Here is a 17,403-nt window from a genome sequence, read left to right as displayed (position 1 = left end):
GGGTGGTGGGGGGTTGGGGTTGCGCGGCGATGGCGGGCGGTGGCCGTGTCACAGCCGTCATGGCAGGACGGAGTGGTGCGCTTCCGGGAGTCCCGGCGTTCCGCAGAGTGTGCGTCGCGTCACCGACGGTAGACCTGCATTTAAAGGTTGGGCAAGTCGATCGCGTAATCTGACCCCGAACGAGCCGCGTTCACGGGTGCGTCGGACAGGGGAGCAATCGATGGGGTTGAGGCGCGAACCAACGGCACGTCAGATGCGCCTGGGGATCGAGCTACGCAGACTTCGCAACGCGGCAGGACTGACGGGCCGCGAGGCGGCAACCTCGCTCGGGGTGAGCTCCGTCCAGATCAACCAGATCGAGTCGGCGCTGTCCGGCGTGAGCGAAAAGCGCCTACGTCGCCTCGCCACCAACTACGCCTGCACGGACCAGGCACTCGTCGACTCGCTGGTCGCCATGGCAACCAACCGAACGCGCGGCTGGTGGGAGGACTACCGAGGGCTACTGCCCACACCCTTCCTCGACCTCACCGAACTTGAGCACCACGCCACGTTCCTGCGGGAGGTCCAGTTCCTGTACATCCCCGGCCCTCTTCAGACGGAGGACTACGCCCGCACCATTTTCTCCGACAGGATCCCCGAACTCCCCAGCGAGGATTTGGAATTGCGCGTCCGGCACCGGATGCAACGCAAGGTGATCTTCGAAGGCTCCGATCCCACGCCTTACGAGGCGATTGTCCATGAGGCGGCACTGCGCATCCGGGTCGACGACCGCGCCGCCTCACGAGCCCAACTCGCCAGCCTCCTCGAACTCTCCGAGGCGGATCACATCACCCTGCGCGTCATCCCGTTCGACCTGGACGGGTTCGGCGGGTCCTGGACCGCCATGATGATGGCAGGCGGCGCCGTACCCAGGCTGGACACAGCCGTTGGCGACGCGCCTCACGCCGCAGCGCTCATCGATTCCGACGCACAACTCAACGTGTTTCGAACGCTCTTCCGTAGAGTTGAAGCCGCGTCACTCGACACAGCGCGTTCGCGTGACTTCATCCACAGACTGTCCAAGGAAGTATGAGGCGCACCGTGGCCACCCCCGACAACTGGCGGAAGTCGTCCTACTCGGGCGCAGGTGACGGCAACTCCTGCGTGGAGATCGTGAACTCCCCCACCCACATAGCCATCCGCGACTCCAAGACCCCGGCCAGGGCAACCCTCACCTTCCCGGCCGGAGCCTTCGCCCCCTTCATAGAGGCGCTGAAGTCGCCCTACTCCACCGTCACCGACTTCGCCAGGTTCCGCGGCTGATCCACCTCGTTGCCCCGGGCGGTGGCAAGCTCGCAGGCGAAGACCTGCAGCGGCACCGTGGCCACCAGCGGCTGAAGCAGCGTCGGGGTGGCCGGGATCCGGATCAGGTGATCCGCGTACGGGACGACCGCCTCGTCCCCCTCCTCCGCGATCACGATCGTCCGCGCACCCCGGGCCCGGATCTCCTGGATGTTGGACACGATCTTGTCGTGGAGGACGGACCGCCCGCGAGGCGACGGCACGACCACCACCACCGGCAGATCCTCCTCGATGAGAGCGATCGGCCCGTGCTTCAACTCCCCCGCCGCGAAGCCCTCGGCGTGCATGTAGGCGAGTTCCTTGAGCTTGAGCGCGCCCTCCAGGGCGACCGGATACCCCACATGGCGCCCAAGAAAGAGCACGGTGTTCTTCCCGGCGAGCGACCGGGCCAGCTCCCGTACCGGCTCCATGGTCTCCAGCACCCGCTCGACCTCGCACGAGATGCGGGACAGGTCACGGACCACGGCCTGGATCTCGTCGCCCCACTTCGTCCCGCGGACCTGGCCCAGATACAGGGCCACGAGATAGCAGGCCACGAGCTGCGTGAGGAACGCCTTGGTCGAGGCGACCGCGACCTCCGGCCCCGCGTGCGTGTAGAGAACGGCGTCGGACTCCCGCGGAATCGTCGACCCGTTCGTGTTGCAGACGGCCAGCACCCGGGCGCCCTGCTCCCGCGCGTGCCGGAGCGCCATCAGCGTGTCCATGGTCTCGCCGGACTGCGAGATGGCGATCACCAGCGTCCGCGCGTCCAGGATCGGATCCCGGTACCGGAACTCGCTCGCGAGTTCCACCTCGCACGGGATCCGCGTCCAGTGCTCGATGGCGTACTTGGCGATCAGCCCGGCGTGGAAGGCGGTCCCGCACGCGACAATGACGACCTTGTCCACCTCGCGCAGCTCGGTGACGGGAATCCGGACCTCGTCGAGCGAGAGCGACCCGCTCGCGTCGATGCGGCCGAGCAGCGTGTCGGCGACGGCCTTCGGCTGCTCGGCGATCTCCTTGAGCATGAAGTAGTCGTAGCCGCCCTTCTCGGCGGCGGACACGTCCCAGTCGACGTGGTACGGCCGCACCTCGGCGGGCCGTCCGTCGAATCCGGTGACGCTCACCGCGTCCCGCCGCAGCTCGACCACCTGGTCCTGGCCGAGCTCGATGGCGGACCGGGTGTGCGCGATGAACGCCGCGACATCGGAGGCGAGAAAGGCCTCGCCCTCCCCGACCCCGACCACGAGCGGCGAGTTGCGCCGCGCCCCCACGACGACGTCCGGCTCGTCGGCGTGGACGGCGACCAGCGTGAAGGCGCCCTCCAGCCGCCGGCACACCAGCCGCATGGCCTCGGCGAGGTCGGCGCAGGCGGAGAACTCCTCGGCGAGCAGATGCGCGACGACCTCGGTGTCGGTCTCGGAGGTCAGCTCGTGCCCGCGGTCCGCCAACTCGGCGCGCAGGGCGGCGAAGTTCTCGATGATGCCGTTGTGGACGACGGCGACCCGCCCCGCGTTGTCGAGATGCGGGTGCGCGTTCGCGTCGGTCGGCCCTCCATGGGTGGCCCACCGCGTGTGGCCAATGCCCGTTGACCCGGTCGGCAGCGGCCGCTCGACCAGCTCCTTCTCCAGGTTGGCGAGCTTGCCGGCCTTCTTCGCCGCCGCCATCCCACCGTCCGCGAGCACCGCGATGCCCGCCGAGTCGTAACCCCGGTACTCCAGCCGCTTCAGTCCGGCCACCACCACATCGAGCGCCGACTGCGACCCCACGTATCCCACGATTCCGCACATGGCGGCAGCCTAGATGCCGACGCACGCCCCGCCCCGGTACCGCGTGCCCGATATCGGAAATTCCCGCCGGGGAGCCCTCTGCCCGCCCCTTGCTCCCCTGCTCCCCGCTGTTCGCCCCGCTTATTCGCCTATTCGCCCCGCTCGATCCGGTCGATCGCCTCCTGGACCAGCCCCAGGTACTCGACCTCCTCGCAGCGCGGCTTGCTGCCCATCTCGTACAGGTCGATGCAGTCGTGGAGGTACTCCCCCAGGTCCTCGTCCGGCAGATCGACGGCCAGCTCGCTGCAGACCCGGCCCTCGTGTTCCACCGACGGGCCCCCGGCCGTCGGCCCGGGTCTGCGTCTGCCGAATCCGGGCACACGGAAACGCACGGTCATGACGACCACCCCAACCCCCCAGAACACCGGAACGCGGCTCGCTCCCGGATGGCCGGACGCTATCCCCGTACGGTCACGCGGTCCAGACCTCCGGACGCGTGTAGACACACCCATCGAAATCGAGCGGACGCCGCGGCGGACGTGTGTAGAGAACACCGACGTGACGGACTCCACCCGCCACCCCGTTCAAACTCCCGTAACAATGAACTGTGATCTCACCGGTCTCCTCGTTGCCGCGGAGCGCCCACCGGCCCAGGCCGGAGGCGACTCCCTACGTCGACCTCACCCGCTCGGAGTGGAGCGCGCTGCGTGAGAAGACGCCGCTCCCCCTGACCGCCGAGGAGGTGGAGAAGCTGCGCGGCCTGGGCGATGTCATCGACCTCGACGAGGTACGGGACATCTATCTGCCGCTCTCCCGGCTCCTCAACCTCTACGTGGGCGCGACCGACGGCCTGCGCGGCGCCCTGAACACGTTCCTCGGCGAGAAGGGCTCCCAGTCCGGTACGCCGTTCGTGATAGGCGTCGCGGGCTCGGTCGCCGTAGGCAAGTCCACCGTCGCGCGCCTCCTCCAGGCCCTGCTGTCCCGCTGGCCCGAGCACCCGCGCGTGGAGCTGGTCACCACGGACGGCTTCCTGCTGCCCACCAAGGAGCTCCAGGCCCGCGGCCTGATGTCACGGAAGGGCTTCCCGGAGTCGTACGACCGCCGGGCGCTGACCCGTTTCGTCGCGGACATCAAGGCGGGCAAGGACGAGGTGACGGCCCCTGTCTACTCGCACCTCATCTACGACATCGTCCCCGGCAGGCGCCTCACGGTCCGCCGCCCGGACATCCTGATCGTCGAGGGCCTGAACGTCCTGCAGCCCGCCCTCCCCGGCAGCGACGGCCGCACCCGCGTCGGCCTCGCCGACTACTTCGACTTCAGCGTGTACGTGGACGCCCGGGCCGAGGACATCGAGAGCTGGTACCTGAACCGCTTCCGCAGGCTGCGCGAGACGGCCTTCCAGAACCCGTCCTCGTACTTCCGCAAGTACACGCAGGTCTCCGAGGAGGAGGCCCTCGACTACGCCCGGACGACCTGGCGGACCATCAACAAGGTCAACCTCCTGGAGAACGTGGCCCCGACCCGCGGCCGCGCCACCCTCGTCGTACGCAAGGGCCCGGACCACAAGGTGCAGAAACTGAGCCTGCGCAAGCTGTAGACGAGCTGTAGACGAGCGGTGGGCGAGCTGCGGACCAGCGGTGGGCGAGCTGCGGGCGAGCCCTGGACGGGCCGCGCGGCCGGTGCCCCGGGCCGTCACCCTCCGCGGCTACTCTGCGGGCATGCTGCATCTCCGCCTGATCACCCCGGCCGACAGGACCGACGCCGTGGTCCGCCTGATCGAGAACACGGTCGGCACCACGCACCTGGCGGTCGTGCCCGGTGCCGCCCGCAACCCGGCCGGCGACATCGTGATGGTCGACGTGGCGCGCGAGGCGGGCGACGAACTGATCGGCGGGCTGCGCGAGTTGGAGATCGACACGCACGGCTCGATCGCCGTCGAGAACATCGACCTGTCGCTGTCGAAGCGCGCCGACAAGGCGGAGGACGACGCCCCCGGCGAGGGCGCGGACGCGGTCCTGTGGGAGCACCTGGCGGACGCGACGCACGAGGAGTCGACGCTCTCGATCACGTACGTCGCCTTCATCACGCTCGCCACGATGATCGCGGCCTGCGGTGTGGTCCTCGACAACGCGATCCTGATCGTGGGCGCGATGGCGGTGGGCCCGGAGTTCGGGCCGCTGGCCGGCTTCAGCACGGCCCTGGTCCAGCGTCACCCGCGCCTGGCCCTGCGCTCCCTGATCGCGCTGCTGGTGGGCTTCGCGGTGGCGATGGCGGTGACGGTCGGCTTCAGCCTCTTCATGGACAGCATCGGCCAGTTCAGCGAGGCCCAGTTGGAGGCCGACCGCCCCAACACGGCCTTCGTCTACGCCCCCGACGCGTTCTCGTTCGTCGTGGCGGTCCTCGCGGGCATCGCCGGCACCCTCTCCCTGACCTCGGCCAAGTCGGGCCTCCTGGTCGGCGTCGCCATCTCCGTCACCACGGTCCCGGCAGCCGCCAACGCCGCCGTGGCCCTCAGCTACGGAGACACCACCCAGACCATCGGCTCGACGAACCAGCTCCTCCTGAACCTCCTGGGCATCGTCCTGGCGGGCACACTGACCCTCCTGGCCCAGAAGTGGCTGTGGTCAAGGCAGAGGGCGCGCGCTTGAGGGGCGCGGGGAACTGCGCAGTCCTTTTTCCTTTAGGGGCGCGGGGAACTGCGCAGTCCAGCCACAGCCACCCCGCACCCCGCAACGAACGGCTCCCCCGCCCCCTGACCGGCCCAAGAATCAACCGAGCGCAGACTTGACCGCATCGGCCAACCGCCCCGCCACAGACCGAGCCTGATCAATATCAGCCGCCTCGACCATCACCCGCACCAACGGCTCGGTCCCGGAAGGCCGCAGCAACACCCGCCCGGTCGCACCGAGTTCCCGCTCGGCCTCGGCCACGGCCGAGGCCAACTCCGCGGACGTCCCCACCCGAGCCCGGTCGACATCGGGCACGTTGATGAGAACCTGCGGCAACCGCTCCATCACGGACGCGAGTTCCCGCAGCGTACGACCGGTCTGAGCGATCCGCGCCGCGAGCAGCAGCCCGGTCAGCGTCCCGTCGCCCGTGGTCGCGTGGTCAAGAATGATCACGTGCCCGGACTGCTCGCCGCCGAGCGCGTACCCGTGCTCCTTCATCTCCTCCAGCACATACCGGTCCCCGACCCCGGTCTGCACGAGGGACAGCCCCTCCCGCTCCATGGCCAGCTTGAACCCGAGGTTCGACATGACCGTCGCGACCACGGTGTCGGACCGCAGCTCGGACCGCTCCCGCATCGCGAGCGCGAGCACGGCGAGGATCTGGTCGCCGTCGACCTCGGCGCCCGTGTGGTCCACGGCGAGGCACCGGTCGGCGTCACCGTCGTGCGCGATGCCGAGGGCGGCCCCGTGCTCGATGACGGCGGCCTTGAGCAGCCCGAGGTGCGTGGAACCGCACCCGTCGTTGATGTTGAGCCCGTCCGGGTCGGCGCCGATCGTGACGATCTCGGCGCCCGCGCGGGTGAAGGCCTCGGGCGAGACGCGGGCGGCAGCGCCGTGCGCCTCGTCGAGGACGACCTTCAGACCGTCCAGACGGTTCGGAACGGCCGTGAGGAGATGGGCGACGTACTGGTCGAAGCCCTCCTCGTACAAGCGGACGCGGCCGACGCCCGAGCCGGTGGGCCGGTCCCAGGGAGCGCCGGTGCGGTGCTCCTCGTAGACGGCCTCGATCCGGTCCTCCAGCTCGTCGGCGAGCTTGTGTCCGCCGCGGGCGAAGAACTTGATGCCGTTGTCCGGCATGGCGTTGTGGCTGGCGGAGAGCATCACACCGAGGTCGGCGCCGAGCGCACCGGTGAGAAACGCCACCGCGGGGGTCGGCAGGACGCCGACGCGCAGGACGTCCACGCCCGCGCTGGCGAGGCCCGCGACCACGGCGGCCTCCAGGAACTCCCCGGACGCGCGCGGGTCCCGTCCGACCACCGCCGTCGGCCTGTGGCCTTCGAAGGTTCCCGCTTCGGCCAGTACGTGCGCCGCCGCCACGGAGAGGCCGAGCGTGAGCTCGGCCGTCAGATCCGCGTTGGCGACACCGCGTACGCCGTCCGTCCCGAAGAGTCGTCCCACTGGTGTCCTCCGAACTTGCTCAGGCTTACTCAGAAACGTGCGGCTCGGGCCAGGGGTCCGGCTACGGCCCTTGTCAGGGTCCGGCTACGACCCCTGTCAGGTATATCCCCCGGACCTGTATATCTCCCAGGTCCGTCGCAAGACTGCTGCCTTGCAGGCCTGTATCAAGGCAGACTTCCGGACCTGTTCCAAGGTTGTGGTAAACGAACGCCCCGACGGCACAGAACGTGCCGCCGGGGCGTTTCGTGCAGAACAGCTGAGCGATATTTAGCGCTTGCTGTACTGCGGGGCCTTACGGGCCTTCTTGAGACCGGCCTTCTTGCGCTCGACCGCACGGTCGTCACGCTTGAGGAATCCGGCCTTCTTGAGGGCGCCGCGGTTGTTGTCCACGTCCGCCTCGTTCAGGGCGCGGGCCACGCCGAGGCGCAGGGCACCGGCCTGACCGGAGACGCCGCCACCCGAGATGCGGGCGACAACGTCGTAGCGGTCGTCGAGCTCGAGCACCTTGAAGGGCTCGTTGACTTCCTGCTGGTGCACCTTGTTGGGGAAGTAGTCCTCAAGGGTGCGACCGTTGATCTTCCACTTGCCGGAGCCCGGGACGATCCGGACGCGGGCGATGGCGTTCTTGCGACGGCCCAGGCCGGCGGCCGGCTGCGGGTCGCCGAAGCGGCCGGCAAGGTCCGCCGAGGATTCAGAGGTGTACTCGCCCTCGACGGGCACCTCGGACTCCGTGGTGTAGCTCTCGACGTTCTCGTTCTCGACGAGCTCGGTCTCAGTCTCTTCTACCGGCTGCTCGGCAGTGGTCTCGGCCACGATTCTCCTCAGATTCTTTTTCGTCTTAGGGGGTGGCCGGAACTACTGCGCGACCTGGGTGATCTCGAACGGCACCGGCTGCTGGGCAGCGTGCGGGTGCTGGTCGCCCGAGTAGACCTTCAGCTTCGAGAGCACCTGACGGCCCAGGGTGTTCTTGGGGATCATGCCCTTGATGGCCTTCTCGACGGCCTTCTCGGGGTTCTTCGCCAGCAGCTCGTCGTAACGGACGGAGCGCAGACCACCCGGGTAACCGGAGTGGCGGTACGCCAGCTTCTGGGTCTTCTTGTTGCCGGAGAGGTGCACCTTGTCGGCGTTGATGATGATGACGAAGTCACCAGCGTCGACGTGGGGGGCGTAAATCGGCTTGTGCTTGCCCCGGAGGATGTTCGCGGCGGTGGTCGCCAGACGGCCCAGGACGACATCCTGAGCGTCAATGACATACCACTGGCGAGTGATGTCGCCGGGCTTGGGGCTGAACGTACGCACTTCGTAGCCTTCGCTTCTTCAGTGGATGGGTCCTGACACATGGCATCACTGAAGCGATCGTGCAGCTGGGGACGACAATGCCGGGGACGCTGCCCGTATGCCGCCCACTGGTAACTGCTCCAGGGAACCTACGTAAGGGCCTCTCGCGTGAGAACGACCAAGCCGATACGCATAACGAAGTGCAAGAGTACTCGCGCCGCCCCGGAAGGGTCAAAACGAGTGACCCCGCCCCTCTCCGGCTCGTACCAACCACCCCGAGATACCCCCTTTGGCCTCATTCCCGCTTGACACATCAGGGGTCCCGGTGCTGCCGGAGACGGACCAGCGCACCCCTTGTCCCGTCTAAGATGCGCCCCATGAGCTTTGGGCAGGGGGGACCCTCGTGGGGTTCCGGGGGATCAGGTTCTCAACCGCCGAAGTGGGGCGGTCAGTCACCGGACTGGGCGGCGCTTGCCGAGGCGTCCGAAACGCGCAACCGGCGCCGCAGATGGCTGCTGATCGGCGGTGGCGCGCTCGCCACGGTCGCGGTCGGCACCGCCGTGGCCATGGCCGTGGTCTCGGCGGACGGCAACGACCAGGCGTCGAACAGGCCTGCCTCCGAGCTGCCCACGTCCGCGGCCATCCCGTCGGACACCACGGGCACCGGTCCGTCCTTCGAGGCCACCTCGGCGCCGCCGCCGCTGGATCCGAAGGACTTCATAGGCAACGTCAAGAAGGACACCGCGCCGCTCGCCCCGGACCTCCTCTTCCCGGGTACGCAGCTGACGATGGGCGAGACCGTCTACAAGAAGGGCGCGATGGCGTCCACGAAGAACTGCGCGTCGGCCGCCCAGGGCACGCTCGGCCCGGTTCTCACCAAGAACGACTGCACCCGCTTCATGCGCGTCACGTACACGAAGGACGGGATCGCCGTGACGGTGGGCGTGGCCGTCTTCGACGCCGAGGGCCAGGCCCTCAAGGCGAAGAACGACGCCGACGACAAGAGCGTCGTCCAGTCCCTGGCCGGCGAGGGCGTCCCGACCTTCTGCCGCTCGGCGATCTGCCGCTCGACCACCAACTCGTACGGCCGCTACACGTACTTCACGGTCGCCGGTTTCACCAACGGCAAGGACGTGACCCAGAAGGACTCCAAGGTCTTCACCACCGGCGACGACCTGGCCGAGTTCACCTTCCGCCAGATCCACCGCCGCGGCGAGTCCCAGGCCTCGGCGGCGGCGAACCAGTAGACCTCGCCACTAGACCTCGTTCGACCGGCGGAACGGCCGCCGGAGAACAGAACGGCGGCCCGCCCCCGGCAGGCCGCCGTCCCCGTTTCTACTCACCCACTGCTGCTCGCGTTTCTGCGGGCCTGCTTGCGCGCACGCCTACTTGTGCTTGAGCCGCAGCTTCACCGGCACCACGGCCGACTCCAGCTGCGTACGCAGGGTCATCTTCGAGACGCCCTCGGTCCGCTCCTCGAAGCGGATCGGGATCTCGACGGCGGCGTGACCCGCGCGTACGGCCTTGAACTTGAGCTCGACCTGGAAGCTGTAGCCGGCGCTGTCCAGGGAGTGCAGGTCGACGTCGCGCAGGGTCTGGGCGGACCACAGGTTGAAGCCCGCGGTGATGTCGCGGATCTTCGTGCCGAGCACCGTACGCGCGTAGCGGTTGGCGAAACGGGACAGCAGCACCCGGTGCGCGCCCCAGTCGTCGTCGAGCTGGCCGCCCTCGACGTACCGGCTGCCGATGACCAGGCCGACGCCCGAGGCCACGGCGGTGCCGAGCATGCGTGGGACCGCTTCCACGGGGTGGCTGCCATCGGCGTCCATCTGGACGACGTACTGCGCGCCCTCGTCGACGGCGGCGCTCATGCCCGCGACGTACGCACGCCCCAGGCCGTCCTTCTCGGTCCGGTGCAGCACGCTCATCCGGCGCCGCCCGTCCCCGTTGTACTTCTCCGCCAGCTCCTCGGCGATCCGTCCTGTACCATCCGGACTAGAGTCGTCCACTACCTTCAAGTGGAGCCCGTTCAGCGGCAGTTGAAGCACAGCCTCGGCCATTCTCGGCAGATTGGCAGCTTCGTTGTACGTAGGCATCACCACGGTGACAGCCACGTCCGCCCCCACGTCGTACGACATCTCTTTCCCTCCCCATTTCTCTGTTTGCCCCCCACCGGACGCGGGACCGGCCCCGCGTCCGGCAACCCAACTCAGGTATGCACCTTGCGCTTGCCTGCGTCGTCGTTCTCCTCGGAGGAGTCGTCCGTCGCCGCGCGCGTCCTTTCGAGGAGCACGAGCTGGAGGTATTTGAGCTTCTTGGTCTTCACGACCTTGAAGCTTCGCTGGATCACGGTCGCCGACGTCTTGGGCATGGCGCTGAACGGCTTCCCGTCGAGCGTGGTCGACACGAGCCAGAGCCGGTCGGCCTTGGCCAGACACTTGGCGGGATGCGGGCACTCGGCCGCGTCGAACGAGCCCCGCTGCTGCGGTGTGCGGTACATCAGCCAGTCCTTGGGACGGCCCGAGTCGTCGCGCAGCTCGTAGTCCATGGCCCGGCGCTCGGTCATCACACCGCTGAAGACGATGCCGTCGCCCTTCTTCTGCCCGGCCTCGATGAGCTGCGCGGCGCCCCGGAAGTCCGGCTCGCCCAGCGCGTTCTGCCGGGTCTCACGGATGCCGGGCAGCGACTGGAAGGCGATCCCGGCGACCGTGGCCGCCACGAGCACCCAGCCGAAGCCGCGCCGGGCCGCCGCCCCCGTACCGGCCTTCGCACCGGCCACCGGGCCTGCGATCCGGACCACTGCGACGGCCGCGAGCAGCACCCACGCGGGCGCGGTGAACAGCAGATACCTCGGCAGGAAGAGGTGCAGCTGCGCGGCGGTGACGTACGTCACGACCGGCGGCAGCACGATCCAGGCGGCCAGCGGAAGGGCCAGCCGGCCCGCGAAGAACAGCCCGACCGTGCCGAGCGCCATCACCGGCACGGCCACCGCCCAGGAACCGAAGAGGTTCATGGGGAAGTCCATCAGGTCGTCGATGCCGGGGTTGTTCCAGGCGATCTGGCCGCTCTGGCCCGAGCCCGAGACGGCCATCGGGACGACGAAGCACATGCCCAGCGTGAAGGCCGCCGTGTACGCCCAGCCCACGATCTTGTCGCCCGCGCGACGCGCGATCACGATCATCACGAGGTGTGCGCCGAGCACCGCCATCGAGGCCAGGTGGCTCCAGCCGATGAGCGGCACCGACAGCGTGTAGGCGACCCACACCTTGAACGACGGCTTGTCCAGCGCCCGCGCGAGCAGCAGCGTCGACAGCAGCACCGCCGCCACGGCGAAGGCGTACGGCCGGATCTCCTGCCCGAAGCGAGTCGTGACCGGCACGACGGCGAAGGCCAGCCCGGCGAGGATGCCCGCCTGCGTGGTGAACAGCCGCCGCCCGAGCAGGGCGAGCAGACCGGCCGACGCCGCCATGGCCACCGCGCCCGGGATGCGCATCGCGGTCGGGGAGTCCCCCGCCACCGCGAGCCACATGTGCATGAACACGTAGTACGGCGTGAACACCACGTCGATCGAGCGGATCAGCAGGCTCAGGTCGTGGAACGACAGCGAGGCCGCCCACCAGGTGGCGTGCTCGTCCCGCCACAGCTGCCGGTCGCCGATGCCGCGCCAGATCATGGCGAAGGCGAGCGCCGTGGGCAGCAGAAACGTCACGGCGGTAGCGAGCCGGCCGCCCTTCGCGTCCTCGGGCTCGTCCTCCCCGGGCTCGTCCGAGGACGGCTCCGGATCGGCCGGCGCCGGCGCGACGGGCTCGGCGGCCTGCGCCTGCTGTTGCCCGGGCGCGGTGTAGGCACCCTGATCGGCGTACTGACCGGGGTCGGCGTACTGACCGGGAGCCGCGTACGCGTCCTGCCCCGGGTCGGCATAGGTGCCCTGACCAGGACCGGCGTAGCCGCCCTGGCCGTCGGTGTACGCACCCTGCCCCGCGTAGGCGCCCTGACCCGCGTACGGATCATGGCCACCTTGGGCATCGGGGTATCCGCCGCCGTACGGCGGAGAGGCATTGACACTCATCGCTTCACCCAAATCCGGAACGCGCCGTCGCCCTTGCTGGTGGTGAAGCGCGACACGGCTGCCAGGCGGTAGTGGGAATTGCCGCGCAGCGCGTCGGTCACGGCCGTATCGACCTCGGGCGTGACCGTCCCGCGCAACACGATGACGTCGAACTTCGCGTCCTTGACCGCGGCACGGTAGGCATCGGGGCCGGAGTACTGCTTGCCCTTCTTGTCCTTGTAGTCCATGCCGAACGTGCTCTGCCACTGGTCGTAGTCGGTCTTGTCCCGCAGGTAGTACGCGGGGACCTCGTGCTCCTCGGCGAGGTAACTGCCCTTGCGGTCGACCATGTTGCGCAGGATCGCCGTCATCTCCTTGGAGTCCGGGAAGCTGTACGCCTGCTGGGACTGCACCATGCCGAACACCAGCGTCAGGACGTAGAGCATGATCCCGAGCTGCGGGTGCCGGAAGTGCGGGCCGACGAGCCGGGACATGCCGAGGCCCGCCATCGGTCCGGCGAAGAGCAGACCGAAGCCCACGTGCTTGAAGAGCGAGATCTCGGTCTGCAGGTGGATCTGGTAGGCCGGGGCGAGCAGCGCGGTGCCGGTCAGCACCACACCGAGCGAGATCCGCCGGAATTTGCCCGGACCCTGCTTGTCGACCCATGGCATCTCGCCCATGCTCGGGCGGATCACATAGGCGATGGAGCCCCCGAGCGCGGCGAGGAACATCAGCCCGCCCCACTCGGAGCTGTGCTGCAGGATCGTCGCCGCCGTGTCGGCGCCCTTGGCACGGTCGGTCGTGGTCTGGCTGATACCGCCGAGCGACCCGGTGTACAGATAGGAGGCGACCAGCATGGCGAGCATCGCCCCGCCGAACACCGCACCGCGGGCGAGCGCGAGCAGCCCGCGGTGCCGGTACGCGGTCAGCACCGCCAGGACCACCAGGGTCGGCAGGTACAGACCCGCCGCGTACTTGGTGCCGAAGGCCAGGAACGCCGGGGGCGCCGCGAGCACGACCGCCAGGATGTGCGACCGGCCGGTCCGTACGACGATCCAGAACGCCAGGGCCAGCAGGAAGATCGCCGCCGCGTCGAAGGTGGCGAAGTTGCCGAGGAACACCGTCGACTGGATGACCGAGAAGAGGGCCGCCGCGCCGAGCGCCGCCCGGACGTTGAACATCCGGCGGGTCGTCGCGTACAGCAGCGCGGTCGCGCCGAGCATGAAGAAGAGGCTGACGATGCGCACTCCGGCGAGCCCGGCCACGCTGTCGACCATGGCCGCGAGCACCGGGTACAGCTTCGGATAGCCCGAGAAGTAGCCCTCGAAGTCACCCGGCACCGGCGTGCCGTGCAGGATGTTCCCGACCTCGTAGTGACCGGCCGCGATGTAGAGCGCCTCGTCCTGGAACGCGGTGCCGCGCAGCCGCAGCGAGAGCCCGGTCTGGATCAGCAGGACACAGAGCATCACCCAGCGGCCCAGCAGCTTGCTGCGCCCGCCGTCCACCGCCCACGCCGACTCCTGCACGGGCGGCAGCGTGTATCCGGGCTTCTCGGACGCCGCTTCCGCCTCGGGCTCCACGGACGCGGGAGCCGCCTCCGGCTCGACCGCGGTGTACGAGGCGTACGGGTCGTAGGGCGCGTAGGTGTCGTAGGTCTGCTGGTCCGGGTACGAGGACGTCCGGTCGTGGACGTCGAAGCGCCAGCTGCCGGTCTCCGTGACATAGCCGCCCTGGTAGGCCTGCTCCTGGTACGGAGGGTAGGTCGGCTGCACCCGGGGCCGGGTCTGGGCCTGCTGCGCGTACTGCCGCAGGCTCTCCTGCTGCGCGTACCGCCGCTGGTCCTCGTCGGTGGGGGCGTACTGCTGCTGGTTCCCGTGGCCGTACTGCTGGTGCTGCTGATTCTGCTGGTACTGGTCGTTCTGCTGCGGGTACCCGTTGCCGGCGTACTGCTGCTGACCCTGCTGCTGTTGCCCCTGCGCCTGGCTCTGGCCCTGGGCCTGCGCCTGGCTCTGGGCCTGCGCCTGGCCCTGCTGCTGCCCGTACCCGTACTCGTCGTGCAACTCGGAGTCGTCCGCCCAGGTGGGCGTGCGTCGGTCGCTCATGGTTTCGTCACATCGAATCCGAAGCGCGAGTTCGCCGCCTGCTCCTTGAAGGTCTTCTCCGACAGCGGACCGCTGTTGATGCGCCAGTCCGTCTCCTTGTCGAAGTTGAACCAGACGAACCCGATGACGTCGTCGCGCTGCGCGGTCCCCTGGAAGAGGGACTTGATGTCGGAGGGCTTGCGCTCACCGGCCTGCGCGGCGGTCTCCGCGATGATGAACGGTTTCTTCGTGAAGCCGCGGATCTGGCTCATCGTCGGCCCGTACAGCGTCTGGTACGTGTTGGGGCCGGTGGCCGCGTAGTAGCCGATGACCCCGACCCAGTCGACGTAGTCGTCGCCCGGCCAGTACGGCTTCAGCTTCACCTTCGGCATCGGGTGGGTGACGTTCGGGCTCCACACCCAGATGACCTGGGTGGCGCCCTCGTCGTCGAAGAGGTCGTGGATGTGCTTGTACGCGGCGGTGAACTCGGCGGCGCTGGTCTTCTTGGTGCCCCACGGGTACCAGAAGCCGTTCATCTCGTGCGCGAAGCTGATCGCGACGGGCAGGTTCAGCTCCTTGACGGACTTCGCGTAGTCGCGGATGTACTTGTCCTCCTTGCCGGAGGCGATGTCCTTCATGCTGGTCTCGAAGGGCTCCCAGGCGATGAACGAGACAGAGCCGTAGTCCCAGGAGTTCTTCACGAGTTCCTGCTCGTACTGGTCGCCCCAGGCGGAGTAGAACTCGATCAGGTTGGGCTTCTTGCCGGCCCGCTTCGCGAAGTCCTGGACGGCGCTCATCTTGGCGGGAGCGCCGTCGGCGGCCACGCCCAGGTACTTCTTCTTCGGGTCCAGCAGCGGCCGCACGTCGTACGGCGGCTCCGGCTTCGCGGACTCGCCGGCCTCACCGGTGCCCTCGGCACCCGGCTTCTCACCCTGTCCGCGCTCGTACTGGTCGCGGCCCTCCTCGGAGAACGTGCTGCACCCGGCCAGCAGCGCACCGGCGATGAGTGTGGCGGCGAGCGCCCGCACGGGACGGGATGCCCGCACTCGGCGTACGGAAAAACTCATGCGGTCGCTTCCTGCACTTCCTGGGCACGCGGCTGTACGAGAACACGGCCGACGACCATCGCGTAGAAGAGGCCGGCGGACAGCATCAGCGCGAAGTCCGGCGGATAGAGGGTGAGCATGCGCCAGGCGGCGACGATGATCCACACGACGGCGGTACCGCCGGTCCAGAAGATCATGCAGTTCCAGTAGCGGCGCATGCCGTTCTTCTTGGCGCCCGCCGAGCCCGTGGGCTTCCAGCCCATCGGACGGCCCCGCAGCACGTCCCAGACCGCGAAGACGTGCGACCACCCGTACATGATCCGGACGGCCCAGGCCTCCAGCCGGTACGGCGCCCGGTGCCACAACGGCAGCACCAGCGTCACGTACGCGACGCTCGGCAGCACCCACAGGGCGGCCTCGGCGCGCAGCAGGTCGGGCCGCAGGATCATCAGGGCGAGCGGGATGACCGGCGCGATGAACGTGGCGAGCGCGGTCTGAAGGTAGTAGAGGAACCCCGACACATAGCAGAGCCGGGTCTTGAACTTGAGGTCCATCTCCCAGAACCGCTTGCTGGTGAGGAGCTCCAGGGAGCCCATGCACCACCGGTACTGCTGGTTGTGGAAGGCACCGGCCGTGTCCGGGCACACGCCGGCGGACAGCGCGACGGGCACGTAGCGCAGCTTCCAGCCCAGCGCCCTGAGGTCGAAGCCGGTGTACATGTCCTCGGAGTGCTCGATCAGCGTGATGCCGTTGGTCTGCTCCAGGGCCGCACGCCGGTAGACGGCGCACGAGCCGACACAGATGGAGCCGTCCAGGTCCTCACGGGAGGTCTGTACGGACCGGTAGAACTGCTCCTGCACGGCGCCCGCGCCGCGCTCGATCCAGTTCTGCGCGTCGACGATGCGGAAGAACTGCGGCGACTGCACGATGGCGCACTTCTCGTCGTCGTCCATGTGCGGCAGCAGCTCGTCGAGCAGGTCGGCCCGCGGCGCGAAGTCGGCGTCCAGGATCAGGATGTGGTCGCCGTCGGTCTTCTCGAACGCGTGGTTGAGGTTGCCGGCCTTCTTGAACCAGCCGCGGTTGGGCCGCACCACGTAGTTGAACCCGAAGTCGCGGGCCATCGCCCCGACCTCTTCCTCCGCCGCGTCGTCCAGGACGTACGTCTTCACGACGCCCTGGTAGCTGTCGGCGAGCCGGTTCACGTGCACCCACGTGTTGTGGAGCACCTCCAGGGGCTCACCGCACACCGGCAGGAAGATGTCCACGCTCGGATACACCGCGGGCTGCCACTTGCGCACGAGGCGCTTGTGGCCCTTGATGTCGAAGTCCTTGCTGAGCCCGTCGAGGTACAACGAGATCAGGTAGTCCGCGATGATGAACGCCAGCAGCGGCAGCGTCAGCCAGAACCACGGACTCGACGCCGTGAACAGGAACTGGCTCATCGCCAGGCACGCGAAGCTGATCAGCGAACCGACCGTCAGCACCCACAGGTGCCGACGGGAGTACGAGTACTTCTCGACGTCGTCAGGCGGCGTCGGCAGGAGCCCATGACTCTGCGGCGTCCTTTTGCGTTTCCTGGTCTGCGGAACACGAGCAGTCCCCACTGCACTCATGCAAAACCCCCGAGGCCGTTGCGGCCCGTTACCCCCACCCGAACTCGGCCATTCCCTAATCGAACCTTCAGCCGAGCAGCGGAATCATAACCGAGTTTCAGAGGTTACGTCCGAACGTACG

General features: G+C 68.4%; 15 protein-coding genes. 5 read left to right on the top strand and 10 right to left on the bottom strand.

The genetic code is table 11. The annotated features are described in order from the left end of the window. Nucleotides 1-220: 220 nt before the first annotated feature. Nucleotides 221-1,072 carry a helix-turn-helix domain-containing protein gene (locus ACH4YP_RS26735; protein ID WP_398492917.1) on the top strand — a complete coding sequence of 284 codons (852 nt, stop codon included), beginning with the start codon at nt 221-223 and terminating at the stop codon, nt 1,070-1,072. Nucleotides 1,073-1,080: 8 nt separating this feature from the next. After that, complete coding sequence (locus ACH4YP_RS26730) at nt 1,081-1,302, top strand: DUF397 domain-containing protein (RefSeq protein ID WP_398492989.1); 222 nt, start codon at nt 1,081-1,083, stop codon at nt 1,300-1,302. Here the strand turns inward: ACH4YP_RS26730 and glmS are convergent. Next, on the bottom strand, nt 1,263-3,110 hold the full coding sequence (gene glmS, locus ACH4YP_RS26725) for a glutamine--fructose-6-phosphate transaminase (isomerizing) (protein WP_398492915.1): 1,848 nt from the start codon (nt 3,108-3,110) through the stop codon (nt 1,263-1,265). The genes ACH4YP_RS26730 and glmS overlap by 40 nt on opposite strands. 128 nt (nt 3,111-3,238) lie before the next feature. Then, a complete protein-coding gene (locus ACH4YP_RS26720; RefSeq protein ID WP_398492913.1) occupies nt 3,239-3,487 on the bottom strand; it encodes a hypothetical protein in 249 nt (82 codons plus the stop codon). A gap of 209 nt (nt 3,488-3,696) precedes the next feature. Here ACH4YP_RS26720 and coaA point away from each other — a divergent pair, with 209 nt between their 5' ends. Both coaA and ACH4YP_RS26710 read left to right on the top strand, forming a co-directional pair. Beyond that, nucleotides 3,697-4,686 carry a type I pantothenate kinase gene (gene coaA, locus ACH4YP_RS26715; RefSeq protein ID WP_361054399.1) on the top strand — a complete coding sequence of 330 codons (990 nt, stop codon included), beginning with the start codon at nt 3,697-3,699 and terminating at the stop codon, nt 4,684-4,686. Nucleotides 4,687-4,807: 121 nt separating this feature from the next. Next, entirely contained in the window at nt 4,808-5,737 is a 930-nt protein-coding gene (locus ACH4YP_RS26710) for a DUF389 domain-containing protein (protein ID WP_361054401.1), read from the top strand. Nucleotides 5,738-5,857: 120 nt separating this feature from the next. Here the strand turns inward: ACH4YP_RS26710 and glmM are convergent, their stop codons facing one another. The 3 genes from glmM to rplM form a co-directional block, all read right to left on the bottom strand. Next, nucleotides 5,858-7,216, bottom strand: coding sequence for a phosphoglucosamine mutase (gene glmM / locus ACH4YP_RS26705; protein WP_398492910.1), 1,359 nt, complete (start codon nt 7,214-7,216; stop codon nt 5,858-5,860). 267 nt (nt 7,217-7,483) lie between these two features. After that, nucleotides 7,484-8,029, bottom strand: coding sequence for a 30S ribosomal protein S9 (rpsI, locus tag ACH4YP_RS26700; protein ID WP_361054407.1), 546 nt, complete (start codon nt 8,027-8,029; stop codon nt 7,484-7,486). Nucleotides 8,030-8,071: 42 nt separating this feature from the next. Continuing rightward, nucleotides 8,072-8,515, bottom strand: a complete 444-nt coding sequence (gene rplM, locus ACH4YP_RS26695) for a 50S ribosomal protein L13 (RefSeq protein WP_055614906.1) — start codon at nt 8,513-8,515, stop codon at nt 8,072-8,074. A gap of 356 nt (nt 8,516-8,871) precedes the next feature. On the opposite strand from rplM, the gene ACH4YP_RS26690 reads away from it, so the two are divergent. Further along, nucleotides 8,872-9,741, top strand: coding sequence for a hypothetical protein (locus tag ACH4YP_RS26690; protein ID WP_398492908.1), 870 nt, complete (start codon nt 8,872-8,874; stop codon nt 9,739-9,741). Between the two features lie 138 nt (nt 9,742-9,879). Here the strand turns inward: ACH4YP_RS26690 and ACH4YP_RS26685 are convergent, their stop codons facing one another. From ACH4YP_RS26685 to ACH4YP_RS26665, 5 genes are all read right to left on the bottom strand, one after another. Further along, a complete protein-coding gene (locus tag ACH4YP_RS26685) occupies nt 9,880-10,632 on the bottom strand; it encodes a polyprenol monophosphomannose synthase (RefSeq protein WP_361054413.1) in 753 nt (250 codons plus the stop codon). Between the two features lie 71 nt (nt 10,633-10,703). After that, on the bottom strand, nt 10,704-12,563 hold the full coding sequence (locus tag ACH4YP_RS26680) for a glycosyltransferase family 39 protein (RefSeq protein WP_361054416.1): 1,860 nt from the start codon (nt 12,561-12,563) through the stop codon (nt 10,704-10,706). After that, nucleotides 12,560-14,644, bottom strand: a complete 2,085-nt coding sequence (locus ACH4YP_RS26675; RefSeq protein WP_361054419.1) for a glycosyltransferase family 39 protein — start codon at nt 14,642-14,644, stop codon at nt 12,560-12,562. The genes ACH4YP_RS26680 and ACH4YP_RS26675 overlap by 4 nt, the downstream gene beginning before the upstream one ends. Then, a complete protein-coding gene (locus ACH4YP_RS26670; RefSeq protein ID WP_361054422.1) occupies nt 14,641-15,690 on the bottom strand; it encodes a glycosyl hydrolase in 1,050 nt (349 codons plus the stop codon). Before ACH4YP_RS26670 ends, ACH4YP_RS26675 begins: the two co-directional genes overlap by 4 nt. Next, nucleotides 15,687-17,282: a glycosyltransferase family 2 protein gene (locus ACH4YP_RS26665; protein WP_361054425.1), complete on the bottom strand. Its 1,596-nt coding sequence runs from the start codon at nt 17,280-17,282 to the stop codon at nt 15,687-15,689. The genes ACH4YP_RS26670 and ACH4YP_RS26665 overlap by 4 nt, the downstream gene beginning before the upstream one ends. Nucleotides 17,283-17,403: the final 121 nt, after the last annotated feature.

Origin of the sequence: Streptomyces sp. NPDC020747 (assembly GCF_044334695.1) — a bacterium.
In the GTDB taxonomy this organism is placed as follows: domain Bacteria; phylum Actinomycetota; class Actinomycetes; order Streptomycetales; family Streptomycetaceae; genus Streptomyces.
This window is presented reverse-complemented; position numbering and strand designations above follow the sequence as displayed.

Excerpts from the sequence above, each read along its gene's own strand:
- ACH4YP_RS26680 (WP_361054416.1), bottom strand. The coding sequence starts at position 12,563 with ATGAGTGTCAATGCCTCTCCGCCGTACGGCGGCGGATACCCCGATGCC.
- ACH4YP_RS26735 (WP_398492917.1), top strand. The coding sequence starts at position 221 with ATGGGGTTGAGGCGCGAACCAACGGCACGTCAGATGCGCCTGGGGATC.
- ACH4YP_RS26710 (WP_361054401.1), top strand. The coding sequence starts at position 4,808 with ATGCTGCATCTCCGCCTGATCACCCCGGCCGACAGGACCGACGCCGTG.
- ACH4YP_RS26685 (WP_361054413.1), bottom strand. The coding sequence starts at position 10,632 with ATGTCGTACGACGTGGGGGCGGACGTGGCTGTCACCGTGGTGATGCCT.
- ACH4YP_RS26720 (WP_398492913.1), bottom strand. The coding sequence starts at position 3,487 with ATGACCGTGCGTTTCCGTGTGCCCGGATTCGGCAGACGCAGACCCGGG.
- ACH4YP_RS26670 (WP_361054422.1), bottom strand. The coding sequence starts at position 15,690 with ATGAGTTTTTCCGTACGCCGAGTGCGGGCATCCCGTCCCGTGCGGGCG.
- ACH4YP_RS26665 (WP_361054425.1), bottom strand. The coding sequence starts at position 17,282 with ATGAGTGCAGTGGGGACTGCTCGTGTTCCGCAGACCAGGAAACGCAAA.
- ACH4YP_RS26675 (WP_361054419.1), bottom strand. The coding sequence starts at position 14,644 with ATGAGCGACCGACGCACGCCCACCTGGGCGGACGACTCCGAGTTGCAC.
- ACH4YP_RS26690 (WP_398492908.1), top strand. The coding sequence starts at position 8,872 with ATGAGCTTTGGGCAGGGGGGACCCTCGTGGGGTTCCGGGGGATCAGGT.
- glmS (WP_398492915.1), bottom strand. The coding sequence starts at position 3,110 with ATGTGCGGAATCGTGGGATACGTGGGGTCGCAGTCGGCGCTCGATGTG.